Source organism: Microbacterium sp. CH12i (genome assembly GCF_000685355.1).
Classification (GTDB): domain Bacteria; phylum Actinomycetota; class Actinomycetes; order Actinomycetales; family Microbacteriaceae; genus Microbacterium.
The window spans coordinates 1-24087 of sequence record NZ_JHET01000006.1 but is presented as its reverse complement, the minus strand read 5'-3'; the positions used below and the strand labels follow the sequence as shown (position 1 = coordinate 24087).

Here is a 24087-nt window from a genome sequence, read left to right as displayed (position 1 = left end):
TGCTCGCTCTCTTGAGCGTTCCGGCTAGAGATGGTTCTACAGCTTCTTCGGAGCGAATCGAAGTTCGAGAGTCCCTCCGAGGAATCGCTGCGACAGCGCCCGAGTTCATAGATGAGATCGTCAGGTTGCTCCATCTGGCGGCAGAGAGCGAAGAGGACCGGACAGCGGCCGCGCGACTCCACATTTCCTGGTATCTCGATAACGCACGGGGCGAGAGCAACGGGCTACGAAAGGTTTACTTCGGGTACGAGGCAATGCAACTGGCAGAGAGGTACGCGCAGTTCGATCTCCGGGACGATGCAGCCGTCTTTCTTCAGGCTGCAGGCGAGGATGTCGAGTTGCAGACGTTCGAGCATGACTTACCTGTTTCGAGGAACCATCTTCGACGTCATCTTCGGAAGTACCGACATGCGCGTGATTGGCGTCATGCTTACCGAGTTTTCCTCGCTGGGGCAGCGCCGACCGGTGATCACGCAAGGAACGTGACACAGGCAGAGACCGGGCGTCAGGGTTTGCTGTCGTTGGTGAGCAACATCTCTCTTGGACCGTTGAACCTGCCCACCCGAACAGGTGCCAGTGCTGAAGAAGAGCAACTTCATCGGATCGAAGGCAGCAACATCGGTACTATGGCGAGCATTCTGGCGCTCGAACTTGAGCTCATTGATTCGAGATTCGACAGCCCGAGCCGTGAAGAGTTCGCCAACTGGTTCGCCGGCATCTTTGCTTGTGATCCGGTTCTATCGGAGCAGCTTGCTGACGCTCAGAAGCGCCATTGGGAAAGAGACTTTACCGGAGTGTCCCTTGTGTGCCTGCCCCTCATTGAGGCTGCGGCCCGGGGCCTACTACTGAAGCTCGATGAACCGCTCTACAGAGCCGAACGAGGCGCAAGCCCTGGTCGATTCCCAGCTTTGGACTTCTACGTCCAGGCGCTCGAAGATAACGGCCTGGACGTCGACTGGGTTCGCACGCTTCGCGCCACCTTGCTATCTGACGGAGTGAACATCCGCAACCTGAGCGCGCACGGATTCAAGTCTCGATTCAACGAAGGCGAGTCAGCCCTTCTCCTGAGACTGGCTGGGTTCGCTTGTGCGCTCGCCGGCACGATCGATCACGCCGAGCTATCGAAGCCGCTCGTTCCAGTTCGCGCGGGTCTACGGCGGCGTATCGGATGGATCTGGTCTTAAGTCTCCTCGTTGCGGCCCCTGTTCCCTCCGGCGCGCAAGTGGGCGATCTTTCCTGACTGTTGGTGCTGTACGCACGCGCAGTCTTCGCAGGTGGTCATGCCTCTTGATCGACCAGCTCAGCCATGGCTCGCTGCTCTGCATGAGCAGCGGCTGCTTCCGATACACGGACGCTGGAAAGCAGGATCAGGCTGACCGGCCCCATGATGACGAACTTCATTGTGTTCCACAGGCAGAGGAGCACGAGGAAGTTGAGCCATCCGGGGCCGCCGTCTGCGATGAGGGTGGTGAAGGTGCTCGCTGCCAGGAGGTAGGGCACGGCGAGGAGCATCGCGGGTACGCCCCATTTCAGTCCTCGTCGGGTGCGGATGGCGTCGAGGAGGACGTTGGTGGGCATGTAGCGGCGCAGGAATGCGCGGGTGTGGACGCTGAGGGTCCAGAGCTGGCGGATCATGACGGGGGTTCCTCTCACATGCACGACGGATCGTCGAAGGCGGTGCGTGTGTGAGTGGCCTTGCGGCCTGCCCCGAAGAGCGTCATATCAAGGAGAAATCCGCCTCATCATCAGGATATGACGCACCGGCGACATTCGGAAGGGCAATATGGTCACAGGCCCCGGCTCGCACCTTCACGCCGCACCGTCCGTGCCGGGTCGTCGTGTCCTTCGGCGCCAGCGAGGTCGCGGAGCCTTGCGAGGGCGGCTTTCGCTCGTGCCGCGTCGATCCTCTGCGCATCGCTATCGGGCGCTGGACCGAGCGGCGTCCGTGTGGTGATGCCGTAGCGGTCGCGATACGCGGCGACCGTTCGCGCTTGCCGGTTCCACGCTGCCGCGGCTCTCGTCTCTGCCGGTGCGTCTCCGAGCGCGAGCACCCATTCCTGATGTTCGGTGAAGGCTTGGTAGAGGACGGCTTCGGCACGCTGCTGGATCAACTTGCGCCGCTCCGTGAGTGCCTTCCGCATCTCGGCGGACATCGGGCCTGTCGCGTCGGGGATGAGGCCGGCGATCAGGAGGGGTGCCTTGCGGGTGCGTCCGGAACCAGCCGGCCTTTCGGTTGTGCGGGCGAGACGGTGATGGAGCACCGAGGCGATGTCATCGGCGTCACCGAAGCCGCGGGCTGCGACGAGCCGCGGCATGAGCACGTCGATGTTGTGGTGGTTCGCTTCCGCCCGGCGGAGCTCTGCGGTGAGGGCTCCGAATGCGTCGGAGTGGATCGTGTCTTCTGCCTCGTCCGGGGTGAGACCGGATTCGCGGATGAGGGTGGCGAAGCGGTCGTGTTGGGCGGCTTGCGCGATCGTCTCGTACTCCGCCGCGAGCTGCGCCACCGACCCCCATGCCTCCTGTTCGGCGATGATCGTCTCGTGCGCGGAGAGCTCCGCGCCGACGTGCTGCAGCACTCCATAGAGCACGCTTCGCGCGGTCGCATTCAGGTCGTCTGCGGGGTGCGGGGTGGTGTGGTTGTCGTCGGGGAGGTCGGTGGCGACGTATGCGAGGTTCGCGTGCCTTCCGCGGGTCATCGCGACGTACATGTTCTCCCTGGTCGTGGACGTGTCAACGAGGACATGCGAGGTGTCGGTCGTGATGCCTTGCGCCCTATGTGCCGTGACTGCGTATCCGAGATCGACGTGATCGGAGACGTAGTCGGCAGGGAGGGTCACGGTGCCGCGGCTGTCGGCGCGGCGGGCGGTGAGTGATCCGTCGTCTCGGATGTCGATGACAGTCCAGCGGTCGCCGTTGCGTACCCACCCACGCGGGGTGCGGAGCCGGCGGTCGTTCTTACGGGTGATGATCGTGTCACCAACCCCGACATACGCGTCACCTTGGAGGGCGACTTCGCGACGGGCATCCACGGTGCCGTCGAGGATAAGGTCAGCACGAGCACGCTGGTTCAGCGCGTCGACGGATTCGTTCGAGTTCGCGATCAGCACCGTCGAAGCTCCGTCGAGGGTGTCGTTGCGCCAGGCGGTGTAGGCGGCGTCGATCATCGCCTCGGTGTCGCCGCCCGTGATGCGGTCGTGTTCGGCGTAGGTGTCGATGGCCTCGGTACGCCCATGTCGGAGATCAAGGGAGGCGGTCTTCTCCCACTCGTTGACGAATCGGTGAACGTCGACCAGTTCCGGGGCGTCGGCGCGGTCGTGGACGAGGAGGGAGAACGCGCCGCCGGCGGTGACGGATTGCAGTTGCGCCCAGTCACCCACCAACAGCACCTTCGCACCCACCTCCATAGCGTGCGCCGTGATGTGATCCAGGGAAAGGGTGCCGGCGAGAGATGCTTCGTCCACGATCACGAGCTGCCCCTTACGGAACGACGCACCGGCGTTCTGGTGGTCTTGCCACCATTTCGCGGTGTTCTCCGTCCGGATGCCGAGATCGTCTGCGAGGACCTGCGCTGCGACCGCTGACGGGGCGAGGCCGACGACGCTGCCACGCCCGTTCTCCCGCTCCCACGCGGTACGCAGCGCCCACATGGCGGTGGTCTTTCCCGCTCCGGCCGGCCCGACCAGCACATCGACTCCACGGCCTGATGTCGCAACGGCGGTGAGGGCTGTGGCTTGGTCGTCGGCGAGGAGTCGGCCGTCGCGATCCGGGCGGCGAGTGACCTTCTCGACCACCTCAACAGGCACAGCGGGTGCGCTCATGGTGCGGGCGCGCTCGAGAAGCCGATCCTCGGCCGCCAGGATGTCCGGTGACGAGTACACCGTCGACGCGATCGGACGGAACCTGCTCGTGTCATCAGAGCGGCGGAACACTGCCGGGCTCGACGCGAGCTCGGGCGGAGTCAGATGGAGAGAGGAGCGCTCTGCGGCATCGACGACCATTCCCACGACAGCTTCACGATCTACAGTGGTCGCGAACCTATAGGGCATGGTTTGGCGTGCGGCCTCGGCGGTGAGGTTCCACCTGCGCCAGGTCGACCGTTTCTCACCGACCGCCTCAACCACATTGCGACCCAGCGAGGCGATCACTTCCAACGGCACATCGTCGGCGCGCAGCAGCAACGGGACTTCGTTGGCGGTGACGGTTCGGGCCCAGCGGGTTGCGTCTTCACCGAGAAGGTGCGACGCACGCTCCCGCCACTCACCGGTGAGGTCCGCGAGGGAGCGCACCTGCTTCTCCGGCCTGGTCGCCAACGTCGCCTGCGCCCGGAGCTTGATGACCGTCGCAAGCGACGGTTGCCTGCCGTGACGGGCAACGTACTCGGCGATGAGGCGGTTCTTCTCGTGATCAATCTGCCGTGACCGGGATGAAAACTCTGCCACCAGTTCCTCCGGCACCGTGGTGATCGCCCAGGCAGGGTTGCGGTCGCGACCCATGTCGCGGGCTTCCCACTCGACGCCGAACGCGCGCGTGAGGTGGTCGGCGAACACGGCTTCGTGGAGTTCGGAGAGCGCGACGGTCGCAGCGTGAAGGGGGCGGCCGTCGAGGGAGCGCCATTTGCCGTCGTGGACGGTCTGCACCTTGTTCGAGATCACCACATGCGTGTGCAGATGCGGGTCACCCGCTCGCGAGTCGTAGTGATCAAACGCGCTCGCGATCACACCGGACACATCGGCCTGCGCAACCGCCCCGTTGCGGCCTGCCGCGCCGACGCGGGTTGCGGCAACCTCGCGTTCGATGAATGCAACCATCTCTGCAACCGCAGCGTGATGTGCGTCCGCAATCAGCGATTGCGTCCCCGCATCCGCAACCGCCCACAGCACCGATGCGGACTTCGGAATCGAGAACGTGAAATCGAACCCCGCAACCGCCTTCCGCACCCCACGCGCACTCTCCTCAGCCGCGATTGCGGCGACCGCGTCGGCACGCTCGGTCACGGGAAGGTCTGCGTCGAGCCTTGACCTGCGGTGCTCGATGCGCTCGGTCACGGTCGGATACTTCCGATACGGGCTTCCGAGCGTCTGATCGGTCACCGGGTCGCGGCCCTGTCCAATCAGACGTTGAAGCTGCAACTCAGAGACCTCGTCGCCGACGGTGATCGTTCCACCGCCGAGCGAGGGGACGGCTGATCCGAGCCATCGACCCGGCGGGGTGCCTTCCTCCGTGTAGTACCTCGTCAACGGCGTCGAGAGCACCCGGTCACCGTCGCCGGTGGCGACGGTACGCAGAAGGTACTTGTAGCCGTCACCGGCGGACATCACCCGCATCGAAACCGTCACCAGCCGCCACCTCTCCTCACTCCGAAGGTGAGCTCCGCAGCCCGCGGCGCGGTGACTTCTGAGGTCACTTTCGGACGGTGGCGCTCCTCGCTTGCAAGACGCGTGACAACCCGTTCGACCGAACCGGTTGAGGTGAGACGCGGACCGCCAGCCGTGACCGGCGTCGTCCTCGGGAGGCGGGCTGAGCGTCCGGTGGTGGGGTCGGACCGTGCACCTGGCTGGTGACCAGCTCGGAGCAGCATCACGGCTCCGAGGAGCACCGCCCCAGGAGGCTCGCCGATGGCAGATACGGCTCCCACCGACACAGCCGCGCTGCTGCGCGTCGGGTCGCTGTTCTCCGGCTACGGCGGACTCGATCTCGCCGTCGAGGAGATCTTCAACGCCCGCACGATCTGGTTCTCCGAGATCAACGAACCCGTCGCTCGTGTCTTCTCCCACCACTGGCCCGACGCCCCCAACCTCGGCGACATCACCACCATCGACTGGAACGCCACCCCGCCGGTAGACATTCTCTGCGGAGGGTTTCCCTGCCAGGACGTATCGACCGTTGGAAAGATGGCCGGCCTCAAGCCAGGTACTCGCTCCGGCCTATGGGCACACATGGCAACAGCGATCGACGCACTGCAACCGGAGTGGGTCGTGATCGAGAACGTCTGACCTGCCCTGAGTTTCTCGGACAGTTCTTTAGTTCTTGATCATGCCGCCTTCTGGAGCTCTTTGTGAAGGCTCTCGAACTCGATCGGGCTGCGATAACCCAACGCGGAGTGTCGCCTGGTCGGGTTGTAGAACCCCTCGATCCACTCGAAGATTGCCTGCCCGAGTTGGGCACGGCTGACCCAGTGTCGGCGGTCCAGCAGCTCGATCTGCATCGAGCCGAAGAACGACTCCATCAACGCGTTGTCGTACGCCGAGGCGACTTTCCCCATCGATCCCATCAGGCCGGCTTGGCGAAGACGGGAACCGAACAGCCAGGAGGTGAACTGGGCGCCGCGATCAGAGTGCACGATCGTTCCGACGGGTTTGCGTCGCCACCTGGCCATGTCCAGCGCGTCCACGATCAGCTCAGTGCGCAGATGGTCCGCGATCGACCAGCCCACGCAACGGCGGGAAAACACGTCGATCACGGCCGCGCAATAGACCCATCCTTCGCCGGTGCGGTGCTGGGTGATGTCCGTCACCCAGAGCCGGTCGGGCGCATCGGCGACGAAGACGCGTTGCACGTGATCGTCGAACACTGCCGGCTGGCGATGGCCGCCGTGGCGGAAACGGCGTCGATGCACGCCCTGAAGTCCTGCCTGCCGCATCAGACGCTCAACGCGGCACCGGCCGACAGTGACGCTGCGCCCGAGGGTCAGTTCGGCGTGCACGCGGCGCGCTCCATAGGTTCCGCGAGCCATCGCGTGAATGTCTTCGATCGTGGCCAGCAGTTCACGATCAGCGACTGCTCGAGGCGACGGTGCTCGCTTCGCCCAGTCATAGAACCCGGACGGGGAGACCTTCAGCACCCGACAGAGCACGCGGATCCGGAACCTGGCGGGATCCTGCTGATGCAGTTGCGCGATCAGTCGGTAAGTCCTTTTGGGAGGACGTTCTCCTTCGCGAAATACGCTGCCGCCTTCTTCAGGATCTCGTTCTCCAATTCCAACCGTCGAACGTCTCGACGAAGACGCACCACCTCGCCCGGTCTTCGGTGACGATCCCGGGCCGTTCACCGGCATCGATCGCTGCCTGTCGGTTCCAGTTCGCCAGCGACGTTGACGAGATACCGAGCTCTTTCGCTACCGCGTCCATCGACCTGCCGCTGGTCCGATACAAGGCAACCGCACGCTCCTTGAACTCACGCGGATACGCGTCCTTCCTGGCCATCACGGACTCCATTCCTCGGGCTCATCCCGATGCTAGGTGTCCGAGAAACTCAGGCAGGTCACCTTGCCGGAGAGGCAGCGCACGCAAGCGCCGCAATACTGAACAACACAGGCAAAGACGTGGTCGCCGACGACGAGGTCCGTCACCTCGGGACCTACCGCTCGGACGATTCCGGCAACCTCATGCCCGAACACCGCGGGCACGTCGGAGCCGAGGTTGGTTTGGGAGGCAAGTTCATCGCTGTGACAGAGACCAGAGGCCTGAACGTCGACGAGAACTTCACGCCCGAGGGGGTCTGCCAGAGTGACATCCTCGGTGTGGAATCCTCCACCGAACTCGCGGACTACTGCTGCTTTCATTTTCTTCTCCTTTTCGATCTGGGTTCGGGGCTATGAGATAACTGAGAGGAGTTTGCACAGGTGGGGCTTTCCGGTTTAGGCGTCATCCTCTTGCCTGTGTCGACGTCAGGAACGTGGGGGTGAGGGCGAGCGTGCAGCCCTCACCCCCACGTTCCTATGCCCGTTCGAGTTGCTTGGCGAGCTTGTCGCCCTCGATATCAAGGTCGGGGAGGAGGCGGTCGAGCCACCGTGGCAGCCACCACGCCTTCTCTCCGACGATCGCCATGACGGCGGGGACGAAGGTCATCCGCACCAGGAACGCGTCGACAAGGATGCCGAATGCGAGGGCGAACCCGAACTGGGCGATCATGGGTTCGGGGTTGTAGATGAACCCAGCGAACACGCTGATCATGATGATGGCGGCGGCAACGACGACGCGACTTGCCACGGCGAACCCGACAGTCACGGATTCGCGCCCGGTGTGTCCATGGACGTGCGCCTCCTTCATGGAGGAGACCAGGAACACCTCGTAGTCCATGGCCAGGCCGTAGAGGACTCCGGTGAGGACGATCGGCAGCAGACTCAACACCGGTGCGGAGGCGTCCATCCCGAACAGTGGCTGCAGCCAACCCCATTGGAACACCGCGGTGGTCGCCCCGAACGTCGCGCCGATCGACAGCAGGAACCCGATCGTGGCCTTGATCGGCACGATGATCGATCGGAACACCAACAGCAGCACGATCAGGGAGAGCCCGACGACCACGGCGATATATAGCGGCAGCACGCTGGCCAGGCGCTCGGAGACATCGATCGCGAGGGCCGCGAACCCCGTCACCCCGACGTCCACACCGTAGTCGCTGGTGAACGCGTCGGCGTGGTCGCGAATGGCGGTGACGAGGTCGGCGGTTTCCGCGGAGGTGGGCGCGGTGTCGGGGATCACGGAGAACACGGCTGTCGTGCCATCCTCATCGAGACCCCCGAGAGAGACGGCACTCACCCCGTCCATGTCGCTGAGGTCGCGGTAGATCCCCGCGATGTCGGCGGCGGGGATCGCGTCGTCATCCGGTGACGTTGCGGCGAGGACGAGTGGGCCGTTGTATCCGGGGCCGAAGCTGTCGCTGACGACCTCGAAGCTTTGCCGCTGCGCGGTGTCCGGGTGATAGCTGGCCCCGGACGGCAGTCCGAGGTTCATGTCCAGCATGGGAGCGGCGATGGCTCCCGCGACAACGAGAGCCCCGACGGCTGCGAGGTACCGGTTCTTCACGAGGAAACGTGACCAGGTGTTCGCGACTCTGTGCGAGGAGCCCTTCTGGTGTGTGTGTGCGGCTTTGGCCCGGGCGTAATCGGAGCAGATCCGTTCCCCCACGATTCCCAGCAGTGCCGGGAGCAGAGTCAGCGCGGATAGCACCGCGATGAGGACTGTTGCGGCCGCGGTGATCGCCATCGTCGTGAGGAGCTGGATCTGCACGACCATGAGCGCGAGGAGCGCGATCACGACGGTGGTGCCGGCGAAGAACACGGCGCTGCCTGCCGTGCCGATTGCGCGCCCAGTGGCCTCTTGGGCGGAGAGTTTCATATCGAGGATGAGCCTGCGTTGCCGGTTCACGATGAACAGGGCGTAGTCGATCCCGACCGCAAGGCCCAGCATCAGCCCGAGGACAGCCGTCAGGGAGTGCATCGGCACGATCGAAGAGATCGCGAACGCCCCTCCCACACCGACCGCGACCCCTGACAGCGCCGAGACCAGCGGGAGGCCCGCAGCGACCAGGGAACCGAGAGTGACGATCAACACAAGGGCGGCAATGGCGACGCCGACGATCTCGCCCACGCCCACGAGTTCGGGAATCTGGATCATCGTCGAGGAGGGCAAGACCTCGATGTTCTGACCCTCGACCGCTGACTCGGCGGCTTCGATCGTGTCATCGACGGTGCCCTCGGGAAGCTCGAACGTCTGCTCGTCAAACACGAACTGGAACAAGGCCGTTTCCCCGTCCGAAGAGATCACGATCCCCGGCACCGGCATCTCCTGCACGATCAGCGAGGTCGGTGCGTCCGTATCAACGTCCCCGGCGGCCTGCGCTTGCGCGATCGCGGCCGACGACTGCAACAACAGACTATCGGGCCCCTTAGCGATCTCATCCGCCAACTGTTCGCGCACATCGATCACGTGCTCGGTGCCGTAGATCTCCTCGACCGCCTCCAGCATCGCTGCAAGGTTCTCGCCCTCGTCGATCCGCTCACCGTCAGTGGTGTGGAAGGCGAGGATCCCCTGCCCTCCGGAGGCATCAGGAAGCCGGTCAGCAAGGTCATCGATCACTTCCTGCGCCGGGGTCCCGTCGATGCGGATCTCGTTGCTCAACTGCGGTGGGTTCACCACGATCACGCTGACGATCGCGGCGATCAGAACCGCCCAGACCCCTGTCACCCACCATTTCTTGCGGAAGGCGATACGCCCCCACCGATACAACAACGACGACATCCGATACACGCCTCTCCGTCACGGGCATCCCAGCCCGCGGCTTGAGATGCCGCACCACTGCGAACAAGTGATAGTCACCTATCAATGTGGTAGTCTGCTATCAAGTCTTGGCGGTTGTCAAACCGAAACTGGAGGTGGTCGGGGTGAATGCGTCGACGATGCGGGTGGATGCGGCGGCGAGCGTGTCTCGGATTATTGAGGCGGCGAAACGCGTGTTCGCTGCCGGTGACGGGTCGGGAACACTGAATCGGATCGCGAAAGAAGCCTGCGTGGGGATTGCCACCCTGTATCGGCACTTTCCGAACCGGGAGACACTGGCGATGGCGGTGTACCAGCAGGTGTTCATCCGCGATATTCAGCCGATTTTCGAGGAGTTCGAACGCACTAATACCCCTCGCGAAGTGCTGCTAAAGCTCGGAGAGCGATTGCTCGGCGTGCTGGACCGTGAGCGCGGTCTCGCGGTCTCGCTGGGCAACGTGGCTGGCGCAACGCACGTGTTGGTGAGTGCGAACATCGCAGCGCTGGTGCCGGCGGTCGCGCGAGCACAAGAGGCGGGGAACCTTCGGGAGGACATCGTTGCGGAAGACATCCCGAACTTGTTGACGATGATCGCCGCAGGTTTCGGTTCGATCCCGTCCGGTCCGCAGCGCCGCAGGTACCTCAGCCTGTTACTGGACAGCCTGAACCCTGCCGCCGCCCAGCGCCTTCCCTCTGTCTGAGATGCTCGAGATGGTGACAGGACTCGCGACGCGTGAGCGGGCCGTGCTCGGTCTCGCTCTCGGCGGCGGCGGTGCCCTGGGGGCAGCGCACGTAGGGGTGCTGCTGGCGTTGCGGGAGTTGCGGCTTTCACCGCGAGTAGTGACCGGCACCAGCGCGGGTGCTCTGGTCGGGGCTGCGTATGCTGCATGCCTTCCACTGGCGCAGATCGAGGAGACGGTGCGGCAAGCCGACTGGTCCACATTCGGTTGGTTGAGGCCCACGCCACGACTGGGACTGCTGGACAGCGCCGCACTGCTCCGCACGATCGACCGTCTCGGAGGGGAGCCCCAGATTGAGGAACTCCCACGCCGTTTCGCAGCGGTCGCCACCGATCTGCGCAGCCGCCGAGCGGTCCACCTGACGGCCGGTCCCTTGGGGCGCGCACTGCGAGCAAGTATCGCGGTCCCCGGCGTGTTCTCCCCAGTCGTCATCGACGACCGGGTCCTCGTCGACGGAGGGCTCGCCGCGAATCTCCCTATCGAAGCCGCCCAGCACCTTGGTGCGACGTTCACGATCGCTGTCCGCCTCCGCCCCGAGTGGGAACGCGTTCCGCTGGTGCCGTCCTCGGCGCACATTGCCACCCTGGAGTCCTCACGGAACGTGCTGATGATCCGCCCGGACCTTGACGGAGCCTCCCAGTGGTCCCGTGCGGATGTCCCGAGAATCATTGACGCCGGCTATGCCGCCGCGCGCACAGCTCTCACCGAATGGAAAGACCAGCAGTCCTGTGCCGCATAACGACTCCTTCCTGAACCCGTCGCGTATCCTGATCGGCGCTGACACCTTCTTTCCTGACATCAACGGTGCCGCCCGGTTCACCCAAGACCACGCCGTCCGACTCGCCCGCCGCGGACACGAGGTGCACGTCATCGCCCCCGCCTCCTGCATGCGTTCCACCTCCGGTGTCGAGATCTACGGCGGGCAGCGGATCATCGTGCATCGGCTGCGGAGCCTGCGGTGGCCGTTCCACGAATGGCTCCGAGTAACACCTCCCTGGGAAGTGCGCCGGCAGGTGCGCACCATCCTCGGCGAGGTGCGGCCCACCGTCGTGCACCTGCAATCGTTCATCGACATCGACATCGGCCGCGGCCTCGCCTATGAAGCAGACCGACTCTGCGTCCCCATCGTCGCGACCAATCACGTCATGCCCGACAACGTTGTCGAATTCAGCGGCCTTCCCGCACGGCTCCACCCTCGACTGACACGGTTCGGATGGAACCTCGCCAACACCGTCTACTCACGAGCAGATATCGTCACGAGTCCCACACCCACCGCCGCTCGCTACCTCGAAACGCAAGCACGACTGCGCCACGTGCTGCCGGTGTCTTGCGGCATCGACCTCGACCGTTTCATCCCAAAAACCATACGCCCGATCACCAACCGGATCTTGTTCGTCGGACGCCTCGACCCTGAGAAAAACCTCAGCACCCTCTTGACGGCGTTTTCTCTCATCCCGCAGGGACATCGCGCACACCTGGACGTCGTCGGCAGCGGTGTCGAACGGGCACGCTTGGAGGACTTAGCGCGTCGCCTTGGGCTGGCCGGACGTGTCACCTTCCACGGTTATATGAGCGACACACGGCTCGTCGAGATTCATCATCAGGCGACAGTATTCGTGATGCTACGAGATCGACGGTAACGACATCCTCGCCAGCTACGCGGTCACCCGCGAAGTCATGAACCGGGTCCGCGACGGCGGGGGTCCAGCCCTCATCGAAGCGCAAACCTACCGCCTTGGCCCTCACACTTCCTCCGATGACCCGACGAAGTACCGCTCCGCCAAGGAGTACGACCGTTGGCTGGCTAGGGATCCGATCCCACGCCTGCGGGCACATCTCGCAGCGCAAGGCGTCACCGAGGACGTGTTCGATGGCATCGACGAGAACAACGCCGCACACGCGATGGACATCAGGCAGCGGCTGCTTGCCCTCCCTGACCCTTCACCTGAGCGCATGTTCGAGCACGTCTACTCGGAACCGCATCCAGTCACAGCCGAACAGCAGCGCTGGATCACGGCCTACGAGAGATCGTTCACGACCCCAGAGTCGTGAAGCTTGCACGACGTGACTATTCACAGCCTTCCGACGTGCTCAACGGCGGCAACACGCTTGGCCCCTCGCGACGCAGGAAATAGCGAGTGACAGGCACCGCGGAGACCGATAAGTCTGAGGATTCTCGGCAGATCTTCGTGCCGATCCTCGCGCGTACTCGTTGCGATCATCGCTCCGTCGCGCCGATCGCATTCGATTGCGTGAAGTTCATTATCGTTCGAGCCGGTGGCGCCCGTTTGTTCAGTGAGTTCGGCTGCGTTCACGTCAACCTCGGTGACGTCGTCGTTCTCGCGGCGAACACTCTCTGTGGGGCCGAGCCCGAGGGGTGGATAACGACGACAACTCTGTACCTGGATCGCGACTATCTGATCGATCAAGTGTTCTGGCAGTACGCAGCATTCTTCAAGGACCGCCTCGATGCCAGCGACTTTCTCGATACGAATTACGCGGAACCGGCGCAGATCGTCCGTATCGGTGAGGACCGTGCCGGGCTACTGATGCCGTGGCTAGACGAACTCGCAGCGCTGAGCGTTGACGGCCTGCAAGCGCGGCACTTTTACCGGGCGCAGGCGCTCCTCTCCGCAGTGCTCGATGTCGTGGTCCCGCACCTCGCCGTCACTGGGCATCGGATCACCTCAACGCAGCGAAGCACGGTCGTGCCGTCCGTGCCCAGGCAACGTGCATTTGGACCGCTGCGGGCAGAGGCTCGGACGGCTGCTGACCTCCTTGCACGCGAGCTTGATCGCCGTTGGTCAGTGCCCGAGTTGGCAGGCGCGGTACACCTATCTCCCTCACAACTGCGGCGCGTTTTCACAGAGGCGTTCGGGAAGTCGCCGATAGCGTATCTGACGATGCTACGTGCGGAACACATGGCGCATTTACTCAAGGGCACGAACTCACCGATCTCGGTTATCGCGGCATCGGTCGGGTGGGGTGATCCTGACTTTGCGGCGCAACAGTTTCGCCGCAGCATCGGCGTCACTCCGAGCGAGTATCGCCGAATCAGCCGCAATTCCCCGTAGTCGTTGAACCCCGAGGGAACGCGCGCTCTTCCGGGCGAAACGACCATGATCCCGCGCTCGGATCACCAGGTCGGCTACTTCTGAGGTAGAGGTGGGCTGACCACGTCGGGTTCACTGATGCACCTGACGGTCGCTCACAGTCTGTCCGTCGTCCGTCTCGATTGCGTTCCCTGAGTCCCTTCGCGCACCTTCTGGTCGCAGAGGTCACCCGCCGTGTGCAGGTGCCTGCTGAAGGGAGGACGACGGTGGCAACCACTGAGGAACAGCACGCGGCGCGGGACGCGAAGCTCGACGCGCTGCATGAACAGCTCACCGGCGCGGTGCAGTCGTTGGTGTCGGGCGAGGATTGGAAACGAGCGTTGGAGTTCGCGGCCCGGTTCCGTGCCCGCTCGTTCAACAACACTCTCATGATCTTCGCGCAGCATCAGGCGGCGTTCGAGTCGGGCCGCGTGCCGGAGCCGGTACCGACCTATGTGGCGGGGTTCAAGCAATGGCAGATGCTCGGTCGACAGGTCGAGAAGGGCCAGCCGGGGTATATGATCCTCGCCCCGGTCACCGGCCGGTTCGCCTCGTTCACGCCAAAGGAAGCGGACTCGTGGCGCAGGCTCGGCCGGTTCGAGAAGGCGAAGCCCGGTGAGGCGGTGCGGTCTCGCATGGTCGGCGCCCGTCCCGCCTATGTCTGGGATGTCTCACAGACCGGCGGCGACCCGATCCCCACACCTCCATCACCGCGCCTGCTGAAAGGTGAGGCGCCCGACGGGCTCTGGGAGGGCGTCGCCACGCTGTTGGAGGCGGAGGGGTTCACGGTGTTGCGGGTGCCGCACGAGGGCATAATTCACGGCGCGAACGGTCTCACCGACTTCCAATCGAACACGGTGGCGGTGCGGGAGAACATGCCCGAGGCGGCGCAGGTGAAGACGCTCCTGCACGAGTTCGCACATGTCCTGCTGCATGGGCCGGAGAATCCGGACGGTGTTGCGCATCGCGGGATCGGAGAGGTCGAGGCGGACTCGGTCGCGCTGATGGTCGCCGCCGCCCACGGCATGGACAGCAGCGACTACACGATCCCTTACGTGTCGGTGTGGGCGGCGACAGTGCCGGAGAAGTCCCCAGTCGAAGTGGTGCAGGCCACCGGCGAACGCGTCCGAAGGACCGCCGCGTCGATCCTCGACCAGCTCCCCACGGACCAGGTCGGCAACGGCGACCCTCCCGGTTTGAGCCGCCATACGCCGTCCAGGAAGCCTGCTGCGCCTGAACGAGCACGCAGCGATGCCCCTCTGACGGAGGAGCCGCATCGTGTCGCAGTGAGCGCGGTGAGGAGTCTGTGATGGGCGCGATCGACGTGTTTGCTGAGGTGAGCAGGATTACGCTCGCTGATGCTGCCGCGCGGTTCGCCTCGGTTGGAGTGCCAGTGTTTCCGTGCGTGCCGGGTGAGAAGCGCCCTCTCGTACGCCGCGGGTTCCACGACGCGAGTATCGATCTGGGGCAGGTCGGGGCGTGGTGGTCAAGATGGCCGGCGGCGAACATCGGCATTCCCACCGGTGCCGCCTCTGGGATCGAGGTTGTCGATGTCGACGTGCACCGGGCCGGCACCGGATTCCCTGCATTCCGCGAAGCGCACCGCAAAGGGTATACGGCGGGGTGGGCGGCGCTCGTGCGCACTCCGTCCGGCGGCTTGCACGCCTATTACCCATCAGCCCCGGATCGTGTGCAGTCGTCGTGGCAGGCGGCACGGGCGCATGTCGATTTCCGTGGCGACGGCGGCTACGTCATCGCCCCGCCTTCCTGGGTGCTGCGCCCCGGCGGAGTGCGGGCACGGTATCGACTGATCGTCACCTCTGGCGACACTCCCGCGCCGGTGGATGTGACAGGCCTGCGCGCGTTCCTTGACCCCCACATTCCGTTGCCTCCTGATCGCACCCGTGCGGCTCGGGTTGACCGGCGGGGGTCGGATGCGAAGGTGCTCGCCGGATGGTTGGCCGGTCGTGGTGAGGGTGAACGGAACCGGGGCTTGTTCTGGGCCGCGTGCCGCCTCGCCGAAGCTGGCACCCCGCCCGACGCAACGCTCGACGCATTGGGGCCTGCCGCGGAGCATGCAGGGCTGGGGTCGCGGGAGATCACGGCCACGATCCGCTCCGCCTACCGCACCACCCACCCCACGCCCCGAACCACAGCGGAACCTGGGGTCCACGAGCGGCGAATGATGCGCGGATCACCGGGACGGATGCTGCCATGACCGCCATTGGAGCTGCTTCGCCGCGGGGCCGCCGTCTGGCGGTGGTCACGGCGATCACGGGCACGGTGTTCATCGGGGCCGGCGCGTTCTGGCTGTCGTTCACCGCACTGGCTGATCTTGCGCGACGGTCTGGGATCGAGGCGGGGCAGGCGTGGGCGTGGCCGTTGATCGTGGACGGCATCATCGTCGTCGCGACCGTCGCCGTCGTCGCCCTCGCCAACCAGTCCCGCCCGACCTGGTACCCCTGGACGCTCCTCGTCGCCGGCGCCGTCGTGTCGGTCACGGCGAACGCGATCCACGCGATCATCGCCGCCGACACCGACATACCGGCGGTTCTTGCAGCATCGGTCGCTGCGATCCCGCCGCTGGTGCTGTTGGCGATCACGCACCTCACCGTCATCCTCACCGGCCCCACCACCGTGCGCGCCGCGAACGCGATCGAGGATGCTCCGGTCGAAGCCACCACTTCCTCGGGGCCGATCGTCGTGCCGGAAGTTGAGCCGGCGCAGGCAGTGGTGTTGCCGGTGGAGTCGGTGCGTGAGCGGCGGGCGGAGGCGACCAAGTTGCGGGAGGTGGAGGGGTGGTCGAACAAGCAGATCGCCCGGCATCTGGGCGTGCATCCCTCGACCGTCGCCGTTGGTTCACCCCGGCCATTAGCAAGGAGGAGACCTCGTGAACGAGAACGCAGAGACGAGCCGCACGGAACTACCGGAGACGCGGCCAGAGATGGTTGGGGGTGGGGAGGCGGAGCGATCGGCGCTCGCCGTGCACCGCGACCCCTCCCTCACTGGAACTGCTACTGCCCCTGGTTCGCGGGTGGGGCGCGGGATCGCGTGGGTGCGTCCGACTGATCTGATCGCGTCGAGTACCGCCAGGATCGCTGGCCGCGGCATCAACTTTCAAACCGAGCTCGCGCACCGTGCCCGCCGCGCGCCGGGTCAGACCTACCGGATGACCCGCGACCGTACCCGTGACATCCGGGATCGCCGAGCGGAACGAGCGGCACCTGCGGGGTCGTCGGTGTTCGAGTCGTTCGATGTGTTCGAGCCGCAGGATCGGCCGCGCTCGCCGTCGTGGGTGCGACCATCTGGAATCGGGCTGGGGTGAGCCGCCATGCGCAGAAGACAGTGGCGCGACGGGATTGGGGTTGGTGGGGAGCCGGTGCGCACCTGCTTGTCAGGAGGTACCACCATGTCACAACCCCACACCCCACGCCGTGACGGTCGCGGGCATGGGTTCGAGAACTCAGAACGACTCCGCGAGCTCCTCACCCGCCTCACCACTGCCGGCCCCGACGCCTGGCGGACGGACCCCGATGCAGCAGTACTCATGCGGCACGCGGCCGACAAGTACGCCGCGCTCGCCCGCAAGCACGGCCTCGATCCGTGGGAGGCGGCGGCTGCCGCGTTTGAGGCGATGCGCACGCCCTCGGTGCGGCGCGCGGATGATCCGTGGGCGGTCATCACCCGCGCCGTGCAGATCACCTGCATCGCAGAAAACCGCGCCAACGGGCTGCTGTGTTCCGTGCATCAGGCCCGCAGGCCCAGGTACTCGAGTTTCCATGACGCCGAACGCTTCTCCGACCGCGAAAACCCCCTCACCGACTACCACCCCGCATTCCGAGCTGACCCCTTCGCACAAGATGACGACGACGGCGATGACGACCGCGTGAAGGTGTCGGGGTCGACGGGGGTGGAGTCGGCGGTCGAGGACACGATCGCGTTGCTGTGCTGGTATGGGTGGGAGCCAGAGGTCGCACGAGCGGCGGTCGAGTGCATCTGCGCCCGCCTCGCAGAGTCCGTCTCTCGTGCGGGAGCGTACGAGTCGCTGCGGCGCGACCAGCACGCCCGCGCCCTGCTCGACCTCCCCGGACCGTCCTGGTACCGGCTGCTGCGGATCATCCTCGGCACCCCTGACGCGCACCTTGCCGGTACGAACGCGGGCCGTGGCGTGTTGCTGCGGCTGTTGATTGGCGACTCCCTCCGGCACCTGTTCAACGATGCCGACCTGAAAGTGGCGATCACGATCGCCGCACCCGGCGTGATGCGGGGACGGCCGTGACCGAGTCGGGGCATATCGAGCTGGAGAGGGCGGTGGACTCGATCTGGGCCGGCCGCCGCCACCGCGAAGACTACGGCGACCTCGACGCGCTGGTGGAGTCGATTGCACGGGATGGGCTGTTGCAGCCGATCACGATCACCCCGGACGGGATGCTGATCTGCGGTGCCAGACGTTTGGCCGCGATCCGTCGACTCGGGTGGAAGACGGTGAACGTGTGGGCACGCTCCGGCATCTCCACCACCCTCGGGCAGCTCCTCGCCGAACAGGACGACAACCTCCTGCACAAGCCTCTCACTCGCACCGAGGAAGCCACCCTCTTCGCCGAACTGAAATCCCTCATGGTCGAGGATGCGACTGGCCGGCAGGAAGCGTCACGGTTCACCTCGAAACACGAAAACCCCAGGTCACACGGTGCCGCCACCGTGGCGGCACCGCAAAAGGGCGAGACCAGGCAGCAGGCCGCGCTCATGGTCACCGGCCGCAACGCGTACACCTCGCTGGAACGCATCAACGAGTTGCAGAACCTTGCCGCTGACACTGCGCAGCCCGACGACGTACAGCAGCGGGCACGGGAGGAACTTGACCGGATCGACGCGGGCGAGTCGATCACCGGAGCGCAGCATCGCATCCGCGCCGCACAAGCCCTCGCCGAACTCGACACCCTCGCCAGCGACCCCGCCCAACCGGCAGGCATCCGCGACACCGCAGCCGCAGGAGCGGCGCGTCTCCGGGAGCTCGAAGACACCGTACGGCCGGCAGATCTGGAACGTCTTGCGGTGCTCGCTGTCGAGCGTGCGAAGACTGCGACGAAGAAGCGCCCCGCCCAGCTCGCATCAGCACGGCTCCACGCTGTCGAAGAGCAGCCGCGGGAGTTCCTGCCGGTGCGGTCGTTCGTGTACCTCTGGGACGAGCTCTCCACCTGGACCGAACGCTACAACCCCGAAACCATCGGCCCGGCCCTATCGGGTGAGCAGTGGGCGATGTTCGAGAACGCCGTCACCGCGACCATCGCGTTCCTCGATACCGCCCGCACCGCGCGAAACGTGCGCCGCGAAACCGCCTGAACCCTCCGCCGTCTCCCTGAGTGCTGTGGTGCACCTGTCTGGTGATCCGAATCTCGTCGGGAAGGACACCAGGATGGACCCCACCGCTCGCCGCCGCCGCGCCGTGCTCATCGCCGCCATCGCCGGCGGCCTCATCCTGCTCCTCCTCATCGGCGTCGGCGTCTACGGACTCATCCGCGGACCCCAGACCACCGAACCCACTGAACCCACTTCTACCGATGGCCCGACGGCAACGAGCCCGGTACTCGTCCCGGCAGAACCGGAGCCGGTGGTCGCGCTCGGCGGGCCGGAGGAGTTCGCGGTGGCGGTGGCCGAGGCGCTGTTCACCTGGGATACGACCAGCGGGTATGGGCCTGCCGATTACGCGCAGATGCTCGCCGATGTCACCGCCGACACCGAGGCAGACGGCGCAGCATCCGACGTCCGCGCGTACCTGCCGACGGCAGAGGTGTGGGCGCAGCTCCGCACCCACCAGACCCGGCAGCGGCTCACCATCGACACCATCGAAATCCCTGCCGCATGGGATGACGCGGTGGCGCAGGCTGTTCCGGGGCAGATTCCTGACGGTGCGGTCGCGTACACGATCTCCGGCACCCGCTACCGCACCGGTTACTGGGGCACCGATCCGGTCACGACAACACACCCGGTTGCGTTCACCGTGTTCCTCACCTGCACCCCCGAACGCGCCTCCGCGCCATCGCTGGCTGAGCCGATCACCGACACCTGTCTCTTGTTGCGGTTGTCGCAGCTCGACAACCCGCTGCGGTGACCGGCCATGCTCAAGAAGCTCCTCGCAGCCCTCGCCGTCGCTGCCGCATTTTTCGGTCCCGCGACCGTTCTCCTCTCCGTCGCCGTCCTCGCCAACCCCGCCGTCGCCGCGTGCGCGCCGGGGTCGTTGATCGTCGGGCCGATCCCGGACTCACTGACCGCGACCACGCGCAACGGTGAGACGGTGACGCTGAATCGTCAGCAGCTCACCCACGCCGCCACGATCATCACCGTCGGTGGACAGACGGATGGGGTGGGGCGTGCAGGGGTGGCGATCGCGTTGATGGCAGCGCTCACGGAGTCGCACCTGCGGATGCTCACCAACACCGGCACCTACCCCGAATCCGGCACCTATCCCAACGATGGGGATGCCTCCGATCATGACTCTCTCGGTCTGTTTCAGATGCGCCCGCAAGCCGGATGGGGCCCCGTCGCCGAGCTCATGGACCCGAACTACCAAGCCCGCGCGTTCTACGGCGGACCCACCGGCCCCAACTACCCCTCACCGAGAGGGCTGTTGGATATTCCGGGGTGGCAGCAACTCGACCCAGGCGAAGCCGCCCAAGCCGTCGAGGTGTCGGCGTACCCGGACCGGTATCAGAACTATCAGCGGGTCGCCGAAGCGATCCTCACCGCCCTCACCCGCCCCGCACCATCAGGCGGCGGCGGAAGCGGTGAGGTGGTGGTGCCGGAGACCACCAGAGTCGTGTTCCCGTTGCCGGAGGCCTCCTGGGTGCGGACCAGCCCGTTCGGGTGGCGCACCGACCCCATCACGTTCGAGTCCGCCTTCCACTCCGGCAGCGACTTCGCCGCCGCCGACGGCACCCCGATCTACGCCGTCGCTGATGGGATCGTCACCCACGCCGGATACACCGGAAACTGGGGCGGACTCATCATCGTGGAGCACACCGTCGGCGGGGAACGTGTCGCGTCGTATTACGCGCATATGTGGGAGCACGGAATCCACGTCACCGAAGGCATGACCGTCACCGCAGGGCAGCACATCGGGGATGTCGGCTCCTCCGGAAAATCCACCGGACCCCACCTCCACCTCGAAATCCGGCCCGGAGGTCAAGGGCAGCCCGCGATCGACTCCGACCAATGGCTCACCGACCACGATGCCGAAGGCATCACCGGCGGCAACGCCTCCCGTGCGTCCTGCACCCTGGGCGGAGGTGGACGCTGATGGACGTGTTCCCCGACTTCGGCGGCGTCGGCGCCGCCCGCGACCTCCGTACGGTGGTCGGCGCGCTGCTGATGTTCGTACTCATCATCGCCGTGCTCATGCTGATCGTCTCCGCGATCATCTGGGCCATCTCATCCTCGACCGGAAACTCACACACCGCCACCAAAGCACGGATCGGGGTCTGGGTGGCGCTCGGCACCGCAGCCCTCGCCGGAGCCGGAGTCGCCTGGGTCAACTTCCTCCTGGGTGTCGGTGAGACGCTATAGAGGCGAGCTACGGCCGCTGGATATGTCCGTTGAGTCAAGAAGCGCGTAGGTCTCGCCAAGGCTGGCGAGAGACCTGACCGATCACGTCGACGCTCCTTTCGAGCAGAGCGGTCATTGATCGATATCTCGAAGCGAATTCCTCGGGTTCAACGGTCGGGTTAGCGCTCTTCCAACTGGCCATCGCTTCGTTGAAATCCCGCTGGATGGACGGCGATACACCCGGCAGGTAGTTTTCAGCCAGTCGGCACTCGAGTTGATGCCACAGATCGATGTACCGATGTTCAAGATCGCCAGCCTTCTTCGCCAGACCGCCCGGATCATCGTAGACGCCGAAGTACATCATCCGGCGACGACTGTGCGGGATCGATTCGACCTTCGCCTGTGCTGCTTCCATCTCACCCTTAGCATGCGCCAGATCCTTGAAATCTCGGTCGAGGAGATGAGGGATCAAAGGCAAGGTGAGGTCATGAGGCGGGATAGCAATGCGCTGGACAGCATCAATGGTCTCGGGGCGGATTGCGAGCGACAGGACGCCTGTTCCTTCGTGGACGTTGAGGTACCGGACGGCGTCGAGGTCGTCGCTGTCGAGGTCGCTAATGCTCAGCTGCGCTGCCTCATCGTGGTTTTCGTCTCGATAGCCCGGGTTGATGCGGCCTGGTTGGAGTCGAATCGCGACACGGTAAAGGTAGAACTGGGAACCGCCGTCGTGCTCGTCGTGCATGCGTCGGAGCATGTTCTCAATTGCTGTCTCGTAGGTGCCAAGGTGTAGCGCCTTCGTCGTGTGAAACGAGAGTAGTGATCCCGCTTTATCGGACGATGGTCGTTCTGTTCCAGTTCCTCGACAAACCGGCGGGCATAGTCCGGCGACGGCCATTCCGGCTCAGTGCTCGTGTGGTACCAGGCAAAGCGGGTCACCGCCTCATCATCAAGCGCAGGATCGTCATGATCACGGAGTGCGGCAACGGCGATCCCGAAGTGGATGCTGGCGCCACAGTGCGCGCACGTCATGTGAGCCCCATCTGCCTCGGCGAAATAGTCCTCCGCTGACAGAACCGAAACGCTCCCGCAGACGCAGTTCATTGCATAGCCGTAGTCGAAGCCGTCACTCCGCTCTACAAGAACTGATCTATCAAGATTCCCCATCCAACACAGCGTATCGAGGGACGCGGGGTGCACCTGGCTGACAAGTCCGGCGAGTGCCGGCTTGTCAGCCGAAGGAGCATCCCTGTGATTGATATCGATCCGAACGGTACCGGGCTTCCCGGTATCGAGCAGTTGCGCATCATCGTCGGCGCGGTCATGACCGTCGGCCTGATCCTCTCCGTCCTCGCCCTGATCATCTCAGCGATCGTGTGGGGCTTCGGCGCGAACTCCTCCAACCCGCACCTCGCGTCGCGAGGGAAGGTCGGCGTCCTCGTGTCCTGCGGGGCGGCGATCATCTGCGGTGCAGCGGTGACGCTCATCAACTTCTTCTGGGGCGTCGGCCAAGCCGTCTAACCCCATCGCGTACGAGGGAAGGAATATGCGGTGAGTGTGTGTGATGTGCCGGTGATCTCGGCCGTGTGCGACACCGTCGGCCAAGGCGCCGCGACCTTGATCGCCGCCCCGTTCGACTGGCTCGCCCAGGCGATGGGCGGGGCGGCGGCGTGGCTATTCGAGGCGGTCTGGGCGGTGTTCGACACCACCACCCTCGTCGACGTCACCGACGAAGGCTACGTCGGGGTCTACAACATCCTCTTCGGGGTCGCGGTGTTCGTCGTGCTGATCTTCTTCTGCCTGCAACTGATCACCGGCCTCATCCACCGCGACCCCACCGCCCTCACCCGCGCCGCCCTCGGAGCCGCGAAAAGCATCCTCGGTTCCTTCGTCGCCATCGGTCTTACCGGCCTGCTCTTGGAGATCACCGATCAACTCGCGGTCGGGATCGTGCAGGCCACGGGGAACACGATGGAATCCATCGGCGACCGGATCACCCTGCTTGCGGCGGGGTTCGCGGGGATCAACATCGCCGCGCCCGGTGTCGGGGCGATCGTCACGATCTTCCTCGCCGGCCTTGCCATCAGTGCGGCTGCGATCGTGTGGTTCTCCCTCCTGATCCGCAAAGCCCTGCTGCTGGTCGCGATCGTGTTCGCCCCGATTGCTCTCGCTGGGTTCTCGTGGGATGCGACCAAGGGCTGGTTCGGGAAGTGGGCGACGTTCGTGATCGCCCTGATCCTGTCGAAGCTCGTGCTGGTGGTGATCTTCCTCGTCGCGATCACCCAAGTGAGTGCTCCGATTGAGCTTGATCTGGCATCGATCAGCGACCCGATCGCCGGGGTCGTGCTGATGTTCATTGCCGCGTTCGCTCCGTACATGACGTACAAGTTCGTCACGTTCATCGGTTTCGATATGTACCACTCGTTGAGCGCGGAGCAAGAAGCTAAGTCCGCGCTCAACCGTCCCGTCCCTGTGCCGTCCGCTCCGAAGACCGACGGGGCGAAGAAAGTGCTCGATGGCGCCGGCGACACATTCGCGGGAGGCGGCGGCAGTGCGGGACCTTCCGCCGGTGGGGCTACACCAACTGCGTCCAGTGCGGCACCTGCCGCGTCCGGCGGTGCGGCTGCTTCCGGGAGCGCCGGAGCCGGCGCGAGCGGTGCAGGAGCCGGAGCTGGTGCC

General features: G+C 65.1%; 27 protein-coding genes. 20 read left to right on the top strand and 7 right to left on the bottom strand.

Annotated features, from left to right (window positions below):
• Positions 1 to 354 precede the first annotated feature (354 nt).
• Together DC31_RS19875 and DC31_RS18090 are read left to right on the top strand one after the other, a co-directional pair.
• Positions 355 to 486: a hypothetical protein gene (locus DC31_RS19875; RefSeq protein WP_268748219.1), complete on the top strand. Its 132-nt coding sequence runs from the start codon at positions 355 to 357 to the stop codon at positions 484 to 486.
• Positions 483 to 1184 carry a hypothetical protein gene (locus DC31_RS18090; protein ID WP_152545364.1) on the top strand — a complete coding sequence of 234 codons (702 nt, stop codon included), beginning with the start codon at positions 483 to 485 and terminating at the stop codon, positions 1182 to 1184. Before DC31_RS19875 ends, DC31_RS18090 begins: the two co-directional genes overlap by 4 nt.
• A 94-nt stretch (positions 1185 to 1278) precedes the next feature.
• On the opposite strand, the gene DC31_RS06545 is transcribed toward DC31_RS18090, so the two are convergent.
• Both DC31_RS06545 and mobF read right to left on the bottom strand, forming a co-directional pair.
• The gene (locus DC31_RS06545) at positions 1279 to 1635 is read right to left on the bottom strand and encodes a hypothetical protein (RefSeq protein WP_036278420.1); all 357 of its coding nucleotides are present in this window, start codon (positions 1633 to 1635) and stop codon (positions 1279 to 1281) included.
• A gap of 152 nt (positions 1636 to 1787) precedes the next feature.
• Positions 1788 to 5324, bottom strand: coding sequence for a MobF family relaxase (mobF, locus tag DC31_RS06540; protein WP_036278843.1), 3537 nt, complete (start codon positions 5322 to 5324; stop codon positions 1788 to 1790).
• Positions 5325 to 5615: 291 nt separating this feature from the next.
• On the opposite strand from mobF, the gene DC31_RS06535 reads away from it, so the two are divergent.
• Positions 5616 to 5993, top strand: a complete 378-nt coding sequence (locus DC31_RS06535) for a DNA cytosine methyltransferase (protein WP_200872877.1) — start codon at positions 5616 to 5618, stop codon at positions 5991 to 5993.
• A gap of 38 nt (positions 5994 to 6031) precedes the next feature.
• On the opposite strand, the gene DC31_RS06530 is transcribed toward DC31_RS06535, so the two are convergent.
• The 4 genes from DC31_RS06530 to DC31_RS06515 all read right to left on the bottom strand — a co-directional run bounded on the left by DC31_RS06530 (position 6032) and on the right by DC31_RS06515 (position 10019).
• Positions 6032 to 7054 carry an IS3 family transposase gene (locus tag DC31_RS06530; protein WP_081813755.1) on the bottom strand — a complete coding sequence of 341 codons (1023 nt, stop codon included), beginning with the start codon at positions 7052 to 7054 and terminating at the stop codon, positions 6032 to 6034.
• A complete protein-coding gene (locus DC31_RS06525) occupies positions 6957 to 7202 on the bottom strand; it encodes a transposase (protein WP_160173214.1) in 246 nt (81 codons plus the stop codon). Before DC31_RS06525 ends, DC31_RS06530 begins: the two co-directional genes overlap by 98 nt.
• A 32-nt stretch (positions 7203 to 7234) precedes the next feature.
• Positions 7235 to 7561, bottom strand: coding sequence for an alcohol dehydrogenase catalytic domain-containing protein (locus DC31_RS17525; RefSeq protein ID WP_081813753.1), 327 nt, complete (start codon positions 7559 to 7561; stop codon positions 7235 to 7237).
• A gap of 154 nt (positions 7562 to 7715) precedes the next feature.
• Positions 7716 to 10019, bottom strand: coding sequence for an MMPL family transporter (locus DC31_RS06515; protein WP_036278413.1), 2304 nt, complete (start codon positions 10017 to 10019; stop codon positions 7716 to 7718).
• A 143-nt stretch (positions 10020 to 10162) separates the two neighbouring features.
• Between DC31_RS06515 and DC31_RS06510 the strand changes: the two genes are divergently transcribed.
• From DC31_RS06510 to DC31_RS06445, 14 genes are all read left to right on the top strand, one after another.
• On the top strand, positions 10163 to 10738 hold the full coding sequence (locus DC31_RS06510) for a TetR/AcrR family transcriptional regulator (RefSeq protein WP_152545363.1): 576 nt from the start codon (positions 10163 to 10165) through the stop codon (positions 10736 to 10738).
• Positions 10739 to 10748: 10 nt separating this feature from the next.
• Positions 10749 to 11516: a patatin-like phospholipase family protein gene (locus tag DC31_RS06505; RefSeq protein WP_160173213.1), complete on the top strand. Its 768-nt coding sequence runs from the start codon at positions 10749 to 10751 to the stop codon at positions 11514 to 11516.
• Positions 11506 to 12417 (top strand): glycosyltransferase, encoded by a 912-nt coding sequence (locus DC31_RS06500; RefSeq protein WP_051606520.1) that lies wholly within the window; start codon positions 11506 to 11508, stop codon positions 12415 to 12417. The genes DC31_RS06505 and DC31_RS06500 overlap by 11 nt, the downstream gene beginning before the upstream one ends.
• 37 nt (positions 12418 to 12454) lie before the next feature.
• A complete protein-coding gene (locus DC31_RS06495; protein ID WP_051606518.1) occupies positions 12455 to 12829 on the top strand; it encodes a thiamine pyrophosphate-dependent enzyme in 375 nt (124 codons plus the stop codon).
• An 86-nt stretch (positions 12830 to 12915) separates the two neighbouring features.
• On the top strand, positions 12916 to 13851 hold the full coding sequence (locus DC31_RS06490; protein ID WP_235201379.1) for an AraC family transcriptional regulator: 936 nt from the start codon (positions 12916 to 12918) through the stop codon (positions 13849 to 13851).
• 245 nt (positions 13852 to 14096) lie between these two features.
• Positions 14097 to 15179: an ArdC-like ssDNA-binding domain-containing protein gene (locus DC31_RS06485; protein ID WP_036278411.1), complete on the top strand. Its 1083-nt coding sequence runs from the start codon at positions 14097 to 14099 to the stop codon at positions 15177 to 15179.
• Complete coding sequence (locus tag DC31_RS06480) at positions 15179 to 16087, top strand: bifunctional DNA primase/polymerase (protein WP_036278409.1); 909 nt, start codon at positions 15179 to 15181, stop codon at positions 16085 to 16087. The genes DC31_RS06485 and DC31_RS06480 overlap by 1 nt, the downstream gene beginning before the upstream one ends.
• The gene (locus DC31_RS06475; RefSeq protein ID WP_442921867.1) at positions 16084 to 16938 is read left to right on the top strand and encodes a DUF2637 domain-containing protein; all 855 of its coding nucleotides are present in this window, start codon (positions 16084 to 16086) and stop codon (positions 16936 to 16938) included. Before DC31_RS06480 ends, DC31_RS06475 begins: the two co-directional genes overlap by 4 nt.
• Complete coding sequence (locus DC31_RS20490) at positions 16925 to 17194, top strand: hypothetical protein (protein ID WP_442921866.1); 270 nt, start codon at positions 16925 to 16927, stop codon at positions 17192 to 17194. The genes DC31_RS06475 and DC31_RS20490 overlap by 14 nt, the downstream gene beginning before the upstream one ends.
• Before the next feature lie 84 nt (positions 17195 to 17278).
• The gene (locus DC31_RS06465; protein ID WP_036278408.1) at positions 17279 to 18148 is read left to right on the top strand and encodes a hypothetical protein; all 870 of its coding nucleotides are present in this window, start codon (positions 17279 to 17281) and stop codon (positions 18146 to 18148) included.
• Positions 18149 to 18180: 32 nt separating this feature from the next.
• Positions 18181 to 19212, top strand: coding sequence for a ParB N-terminal domain-containing protein (locus DC31_RS06460; protein WP_051606514.1), 1032 nt, complete (start codon positions 18181 to 18183; stop codon positions 19210 to 19212).
• A 73-nt stretch (positions 19213 to 19285) separates the two neighbouring features.
• Positions 19286 to 19981 carry a hypothetical protein gene (locus DC31_RS06455; protein WP_036278826.1) on the top strand — a complete coding sequence of 232 codons (696 nt, stop codon included), beginning with the start codon at positions 19286 to 19288 and terminating at the stop codon, positions 19979 to 19981.
• A 6-nt stretch (positions 19982 to 19987) separates the two neighbouring features.
• Complete coding sequence (locus DC31_RS06450) at positions 19988 to 21166, top strand: M23 family metallopeptidase (protein ID WP_036278406.1); 1179 nt, start codon at positions 19988 to 19990, stop codon at positions 21164 to 21166.
• A complete protein-coding gene (locus tag DC31_RS06445) occupies positions 21166 to 21432 on the top strand; it encodes a DUF6112 family protein (RefSeq protein ID WP_036278404.1) in 267 nt (88 codons plus the stop codon). Before DC31_RS06450 ends, DC31_RS06445 begins: the two co-directional genes overlap by 1 nt.
• A gap of 34 nt (positions 21433 to 21466) precedes the next feature.
• On the opposite strand, the gene DC31_RS06440 is transcribed toward DC31_RS06445, so the two are convergent.
• Positions 21467 to 22153, bottom strand: a complete 687-nt coding sequence (locus DC31_RS06440) for a hypothetical protein (RefSeq protein ID WP_152545361.1) — start codon at positions 22151 to 22153, stop codon at positions 21467 to 21469.
• A 95-nt stretch (positions 22154 to 22248) separates the two neighbouring features.
• Here DC31_RS06440 and DC31_RS18410 point away from each other — a divergent pair, with 95 nt between their 5' ends.
• The 3 genes from DC31_RS18410 to DC31_RS06425 form a co-directional block, all read left to right on the top strand.
• On the top strand, positions 22249 to 22479 hold the full coding sequence (locus DC31_RS18410) for a hypothetical protein (RefSeq protein ID WP_036278400.1): 231 nt from the start codon (positions 22249 to 22251) through the stop codon (positions 22477 to 22479).
• A gap of 180 nt (positions 22480 to 22659) precedes the next feature.
• Positions 22660 to 22929, top strand: coding sequence for a DUF6112 family protein (locus tag DC31_RS06430; RefSeq protein WP_036278399.1), 270 nt, complete (start codon positions 22660 to 22662; stop codon positions 22927 to 22929).
• A gap of 30 nt (positions 22930 to 22959) precedes the next feature.
• The coding region (locus DC31_RS06425) for a conjugal transfer protein TrbL (RefSeq protein ID WP_036278398.1) at positions 22960 to 24087 on the top strand (1128 nt) is incomplete at its 3' end.

What these genes read in the sequence shown, in the direction of transcription:
- DC31_RS06515 (WP_036278413.1), bottom strand. Translation starts at nt 10,019, where the DNA reads ATGTCGTCGTTGTTGTATCGGTGGGGGCGTATCGCCTTCCGCAAGAAA.
- DC31_RS06465 (WP_036278408.1), top strand. Translation starts at nt 17,279, where the DNA reads ATGTCACAACCCCACACCCCACGCCGTGACGGTCGCGGGCATGGGTTC.
- mobF (WP_036278843.1), bottom strand. Translation starts at nt 5,324, where the DNA reads ATGCGGGTGATGTCCGCCGGTGACGGCTACAAGTACCTTCTGCGTACC.
- DC31_RS06445 (WP_036278404.1), top strand. Translation starts at nt 21,166, where the DNA reads ATGGACGTGTTCCCCGACTTCGGCGGCGTCGGCGCCGCCCGCGACCTC.
- DC31_RS17525 (WP_081813753.1), bottom strand. Translation starts at nt 7,561, where the DNA reads ATGAAAGCAGCAGTAGTCCGCGAGTTCGGTGGAGGATTCCACACCGAG.
- DC31_RS19875 (WP_268748219.1), top strand. Translation starts at nt 355, where the DNA reads ATGACTTACCTGTTTCGAGGAACCATCTTCGACGTCATCTTCGGAAGT.
- DC31_RS06535 (WP_200872877.1), top strand. Translation starts at nt 5,616, where the DNA reads ATGGCAGATACGGCTCCCACCGACACAGCCGCGCTGCTGCGCGTCGGG.
- DC31_RS06525 (WP_160173214.1), bottom strand. Translation starts at nt 7,202, where the DNA reads ATGGCCAGGAAGGACGCGTATCCGCGTGAGTTCAAGGAGCGTGCGGTT.
- DC31_RS06505 (WP_160173213.1), top strand. Translation starts at nt 10,749, where the DNA reads ATGGTGACAGGACTCGCGACGCGTGAGCGGGCCGTGCTCGGTCTCGCT.
- DC31_RS06475 (WP_442921867.1), top strand. Translation starts at nt 16,084, where the DNA reads ATGACCGCCATTGGAGCTGCTTCGCCGCGGGGCCGCCGTCTGGCGGTG.
- DC31_RS06495 (WP_051606518.1), top strand. Translation starts at nt 12,455, where the DNA reads ATGAACCGGGTCCGCGACGGCGGGGGTCCAGCCCTCATCGAAGCGCAA.
- DC31_RS06545 (WP_036278420.1), bottom strand. Translation starts at nt 1,635, where the DNA reads ATGATCCGCCAGCTCTGGACCCTCAGCGTCCACACCCGCGCATTCCTG.
- DC31_RS06450 (WP_036278406.1), top strand. Translation starts at nt 19,988, where the DNA reads ATGCTCAAGAAGCTCCTCGCAGCCCTCGCCGTCGCTGCCGCATTTTTC.
- DC31_RS06480 (WP_036278409.1), top strand. Translation starts at nt 15,179, where the DNA reads ATGGGCGCGATCGACGTGTTTGCTGAGGTGAGCAGGATTACGCTCGCT.
- DC31_RS06455 (WP_036278826.1), top strand. Translation starts at nt 19,286, where the DNA reads ATGGACCCCACCGCTCGCCGCCGCCGCGCCGTGCTCATCGCCGCCATC.
- DC31_RS06440 (WP_152545361.1), bottom strand. Translation starts at nt 22,153, where the DNA reads ATGCACGACGAGCACGACGGCGGTTCCCAGTTCTACCTTTACCGTGTC.
- DC31_RS06530 (WP_081813755.1), bottom strand. Translation starts at nt 7,054, where the DNA reads ATGCCGGTGAACGGCCCGGGATCGTCACCGAAGACCGGGCGAGGTGGT.
- DC31_RS18410 (WP_036278400.1), top strand. Translation starts at nt 22,249, where the DNA reads ATGGTCGTTCTGTTCCAGTTCCTCGACAAACCGGCGGGCATAGTCCGG.